Here is a 3,996-nt window from a genome sequence, read left to right as displayed (position 1 = left end):
CATGCGACCAGCGTCCACACCTTGCCCCAGAACCATAGGCCTAGCGGCCTGATGTCGCGCGCGGTGCTGCGGCCGGCCTCGTCGGAATAGTCGATGGTCAGCACCTGGCGTTTTTCCACCGCGCGCTCGATCAGGTCGATTGCCTCGCGGGCGGCGTCGCTCACCACCCACATCGGCGTGTGGATCTCGGTGCGGGCGATGCGGTCCTTCTCGGCGTCGGGCAGCACGGCGCCGATCTTGACCAGCGCCTCGTCGGCGGCCCGCGCCATGGCAGCGCCGCCAAACGCGCGCACCATGCGGGCGCCGGCGACCAGCGCGACGATCTCATCACGCGTGAACATCAGCGGCGGAAGGTCGAAACCCTCCCTCATCATGTAGCCGACGCCGGCCTCGCCGTCGATCGGCACACCAGTCGATTGCAGGTCGGCGATGTCGCGGTAGATGGTCCGCTCGGAAACCTCGAGCCACGTGCCCAGCTTCTGGGCGGTGACCAAACGGCCACCGCGCAGATGCTGCACGATCTGGAAGAGCCTGTCGGCGCGGCGCATCGTATGGTCCCTCGGTGTTGTTTCTATGCATGTCGTGGTCCCAAAACCGGTTCCCACTTTTGGGCGACATGCATTATGGTTCGAGCCCTTCGCGCTTGCGCTGCGCGGCGACGAATGCCGCGCCGAAGGACAATTTCCCTGTTGTCGGCGTCTTTGCATCCAGCACCCGCCAGAACGGCGCGATGTCGCTCAGCGGCATGCCGCGTTCCAAATCCTCGTTGGCGGCCTCGGCGACAGTGCGCAGATGATAGCCGATAGTGACCGGACATGTCACTTCGGCACCGTGCTCGATGGCGAGCGCGGTGCGCAATGCACGGACGTCCATGTCCACGCCCTTGGGGATGGAGCGGATGAAATCATCGACCTGCCGTGCCGTCGGCACCAGCATCGGCTGGCCCTCGACGACGTCGCCAACAGTGCGCGGCGTCGGCTTGATACCGTTGATGCCCGGTGCGTTCAGCCTGTCGTTCCAGCTTTTTGCCATGCGGCACCTAGACGAAGAGCCCAAAGCTGTTGCCGTCCGGGTCGAGGCAATAGGCGAATGTGCCGGCCGGAATGGAGATCGCCGGCGAGACGACCTGGCCGCCGTTCTGCCTCACCCGTTCCATGGCATCTTCGATCGGTGCGGCAACCGACAGATGGATGGTCGGGCCGGTTCCCGGTGCCGCGGGTTTTCCGGGGTAGACGTGACCGGATGCCATTCGGTCCTGCGTGGCGAACATGGCCAGTGGGTTCGGGCCGCTCTCCTCCAGAGCGAGATCGTTCTGAAGCACCGATCCATAAAAGGCGCGCGCCCGATCCATGTCGGTGACGGGGATCTCGAACCATGCCGAGGCTTTTGCAGGGATGAAGGCCATGTCAGTCTCCTGATACTGTCGCACTATTGCACGCCGCTCCTGACACCATACTGTCAGGAGACTTCAGCATGTTCCCCTTCGGCATACTCCCTGGCGAACAGCGTGCGCATCTGCGCGAGGTCGCTTGTTCTCTGGGGATAGAGCGTCTTCAAATAGGCAAGAGCGAAGGTGCCGGGAGCCGAACCCGGCGCGGACACGATGCGGCCGTCGGCGACGGCATAGGGCACGTCCTGATAGTTCTGGGCGCCGGGGTAAGCCGGTTCCTTTTCATTGATCCAGTCACGACCATTGCTGGTGTGTTTGGCCTTGTCGAACAGGCCGGCACGCGCCAACGCCAATGTGCCGGCGCAGATGCCGCCGATCACGCCGCCGCGTGCCGCAATTGCCGTCAGCAGTCCGGAGATATCAGGCGGTGCATCGACCCATAGGTCGGAGCCGATGACCGCGACGGCGTCGAGATCGGTGTTTTCATCAACCTCGGTGGAGCGATCGGGCGTCAGCATAAATCCGCTGGCCGAGGTCACCGGCTTGCCGTTCGGCGTCAGCGACACCGCGCGTGCGCCGAACCATTCGACCGCCGAAGCCGCCAGCAGGCCGTATTCCCAGTCGGCGAAGCGATCGATGAAAACGACGCCGATGGTTTTCTGTTCGGACATTTCCTGCTCCGTCCTTCGGCCCGCCGGATCTATATCTGGGCGCCTTGGCGTCCGCATCCAGCCGCTGCCGCGAAAAATCACCCGCGACCGTGGCGGCCTTCGTAATTATCCGGCCAACCGATGTCCTTGCGGATGCTCTGCGGCAAGCCATTCATGAAACGCCGGGTGCGGATCTCGTTGCGCATCGTCCGGATCTTGCCGACATAGCGCTGCACGCTGTGCAGAATGGCAAAACCGTTCATGGCTGGTCTCCTCTCTTTCGATGGAGACACTATCGCACACCCCTCCTGACAGCAGTCTGTCAGGAGGCTGAGCGGTCTTTGGCGAGCGTGCCAGGTTTTGCCGGTTCCGATCCCGCCTGCACGAGAGAAGCAGGCTTTTTTGTCGCTCTGCCGGGGTTGAGTCGTTCAGCTTTCAACGACGGACGGTTGGAATTCGCAGCAGCGATAGGGCCGGCGTTCTGATATTGAGGGAGAAAATTCCTCGGAGATCAGGGAGATGACCATGAGCCTGCAACTGACAGGAATTCACCATCTGACCGCAATCACGGCCAATGCGCCGGGAAACCTTCGTTTCTACACCGGCACTTTGGGGCTGCGGCTGGTCAAGAAGACGGTCAATCAGGACGACACGTCAGCCTATCACCTCTTCTATGCCGATGCAGAGGCGACGCCTGGCACTGACATCACCTTCTTCGACTGGCCGGTCGGACGCGAACGGCGCGGCACCAACAGCATCGTGCGGACGAGCCTGAGGGTCGCCAGCCCCGAAAGTCTTGCCTGGTGGAAGGATCGCCTGGCCGGCGAGGCCGTCGCGACGGGAGAGATCGGCGACATCGGCGGCTATCCGTCGCTGGATTTCGAAGATCCAGAGGGCCAGCGCCTGCGCCTCGTCAGCGATGGCGGCAAGGGCGACAGCCATCCCTGGTCTCAAAGCCCAGTCCCAGTCGAGCACCAGATACGCGGGCTCGGGCCTATCGTCATCAGCGTTCCCGACATCACCAACACCGAGGCCGTGCTGACCCGGGTGATGAACATGCGCAAGGCGCGTGATTATGCGTCGCCAGATGGCGAGGGTCTGGTTCATGTCTTCGAAATGGGAGCAGGCGGGCCGGCGGCGGAGCTTCATGTCGCGGTGCAGCCGGGTCTTGCGCCGGCACGTCAAGGCGCCGGGGCGGTCCACCACGTCGCGTTCAGGGCGCCCGACCAGGAGACCTTGCATCAATGGACGGCGCGGCTGGCCGAGTTCCGTCTGCCGTCAAGCGGTGAGGTCGAACGATACTACTTCCGCTCGCTCTATTTCCGCGAGCCGAACGGCATATTGTTCGAGATTGCCACCGACGGCCCCGGGTTCACCGCCGACGAGCCGCTGGAAACGCTGGGCGAAAGGCTGGCCTTGCCGCCGTTCCTCGAACCGAACCGGGCTGCGATCGAGGCCGGCCTCAAGCCGCTGGCATAGCAACTCTATCGCGAGCGAGCGAAAGGAGCGCTTTGACAGCCGCTTGTGATGCTGGTCAAAGGCGGCATGTCGAAACTCCTCGCGCTCGTCATCGTCGCCATGATGGTCATCCAGCTGATCAAGCCGCTCGGCTGGCCGGGGCTGAAGCGGCGCAGCGATTTCTGGAAACTGGCGGTGCTGGCGATGGCGGCGATTTCGATCACAGCGGCGCTGGGGCATTGGACCTAAAGCGCGTCGCGTTCGACCGACCTCACGCGACGCGCTTTAGGTTGTTGTTTTATGCATGTCGTTATCGCAAAACCGCTGCACACTTTTGCGCGACATGCATTAGGGCCGGCGGCCCGCTACGCGACGCGTGGTTCGTTGGCGAGCACCAAGCCGACGAGATGTTCCGCCCAGGCCCGGTAGCCGGCTTCCGAGGCATGAAATCCGTCGGACGCAAAGCCGGCTTCGGCATCGGTGATCGGCAGGCGCGCG

Annotated in this window: 7 protein-coding genes and 1 pseudogene; 2 read left to right on the top strand and 6 right to left on the bottom strand. The window is 63.4% G+C overall.

Features of this window, described 5'->3' with window-relative positions; translation table 11 throughout:
• From EOC93_RS07905 to EOC93_RS07885, 5 genes are all read right to left on the bottom strand, one after another.
• Positions 1–548: YafY family protein (locus EOC93_RS07905; protein ID WP_164759072.1), on the bottom strand; the 548-nt coding region annotated here is incomplete at its 3' end.
• Positions 549–621: 73 nt separating this feature from the next.
• A complete protein-coding gene (locus tag EOC93_RS07900; protein WP_095487265.1) occupies positions 622–1,032 on the bottom strand; it encodes a hypothetical protein in 411 nt (136 codons plus the stop codon).
• Between the two features lie 7 nt (positions 1,033–1,039).
• Entirely contained in the window at positions 1,040–1,405 is a 366-nt protein-coding gene (locus EOC93_RS07895) for a VOC family protein (protein WP_126104589.1), read from the bottom strand.
• Positions 1,406–1,458: 53 nt separating this feature from the next.
• Complete coding sequence (locus EOC93_RS07890) at positions 1,459–2,061, bottom strand: DJ-1/PfpI family protein (RefSeq protein WP_126104590.1); 603 nt, start codon at positions 2,059–2,061, stop codon at positions 1,459–1,461.
• Positions 2,062–2,138: 77 nt separating this feature from the next.
• Positions 2,139–2,303, bottom strand: coding sequence for a hypothetical protein (locus EOC93_RS07885; protein WP_127204288.1), 165 nt, complete (start codon positions 2,301–2,303; stop codon positions 2,139–2,141).
• Between the two features lie 262 nt (positions 2,304–2,565).
• Here EOC93_RS07885 and EOC93_RS07880 point away from each other — a divergent pair, with 262 nt between their 5' ends.
• Together EOC93_RS07880 and EOC93_RS07875 are read left to right on the top strand one after the other, a co-directional pair.
• The gene (locus tag EOC93_RS07880) at positions 2,566–3,519 is read left to right on the top strand and encodes a ring-cleaving dioxygenase (RefSeq protein ID WP_126104592.1); all 954 of its coding nucleotides are present in this window, start codon (positions 2,566–2,568) and stop codon (positions 3,517–3,519) included.
• 66 nt (positions 3,520–3,585) lie between these two features.
• Entirely contained in the window at positions 3,586–3,747 is a 162-nt protein-coding gene (locus EOC93_RS07875; protein WP_023797063.1) for a hypothetical protein, read from the top strand.
• 116 nt (positions 3,748–3,863) lie between these two features.
• Here EOC93_RS07875 and EOC93_RS34675 read toward each other — a convergent pair.
• Positions 3,864–3,996: pseudogene (locus EOC93_RS34675) on the bottom strand (SGNH/GDSL hydrolase family protein); the annotation flags it as partial.

Source organism: Mesorhizobium sp. M6A.T.Ce.TU.002.03.1.1, assembly GCF_003997275.1.
GTDB classification, from domain to species: Bacteria; Pseudomonadota; Alphaproteobacteria; order Rhizobiales; family Rhizobiaceae; genus Mesorhizobium; species Mesorhizobium mediterraneum.
This window is presented reverse-complemented; position numbering and strand designations above follow the sequence as displayed.

What these genes read in the sequence shown, in the direction of transcription:
- EOC93_RS07900 (WP_095487265.1), bottom strand. Translation starts at nt 1,032, where the DNA reads ATGGCAAAAAGCTGGAACGACAGGCTGAACGCACCGGGCATCAACGGT.
- EOC93_RS07895 (WP_126104589.1), bottom strand. Translation starts at nt 1,405, where the DNA reads ATGGCCTTCATCCCTGCAAAAGCCTCGGCATGGTTCGAGATCCCCGTC.
- EOC93_RS07880 (WP_126104592.1), top strand. Translation starts at nt 2,566, where the DNA reads ATGAGCCTGCAACTGACAGGAATTCACCATCTGACCGCAATCACGGCC.
- EOC93_RS07890 (WP_126104590.1), bottom strand. Translation starts at nt 2,061, where the DNA reads ATGTCCGAACAGAAAACCATCGGCGTCGTTTTCATCGATCGCTTCGCC.
- EOC93_RS07885 (WP_127204288.1), bottom strand. Translation starts at nt 2,303, where the DNA reads ATGAACGGTTTTGCCATTCTGCACAGCGTGCAGCGCTATGTCGGCAAG.
- EOC93_RS07875 (WP_023797063.1), top strand. Translation starts at nt 3,586, where the DNA reads ATGTCGAAACTCCTCGCGCTCGTCATCGTCGCCATGATGGTCATCCAG.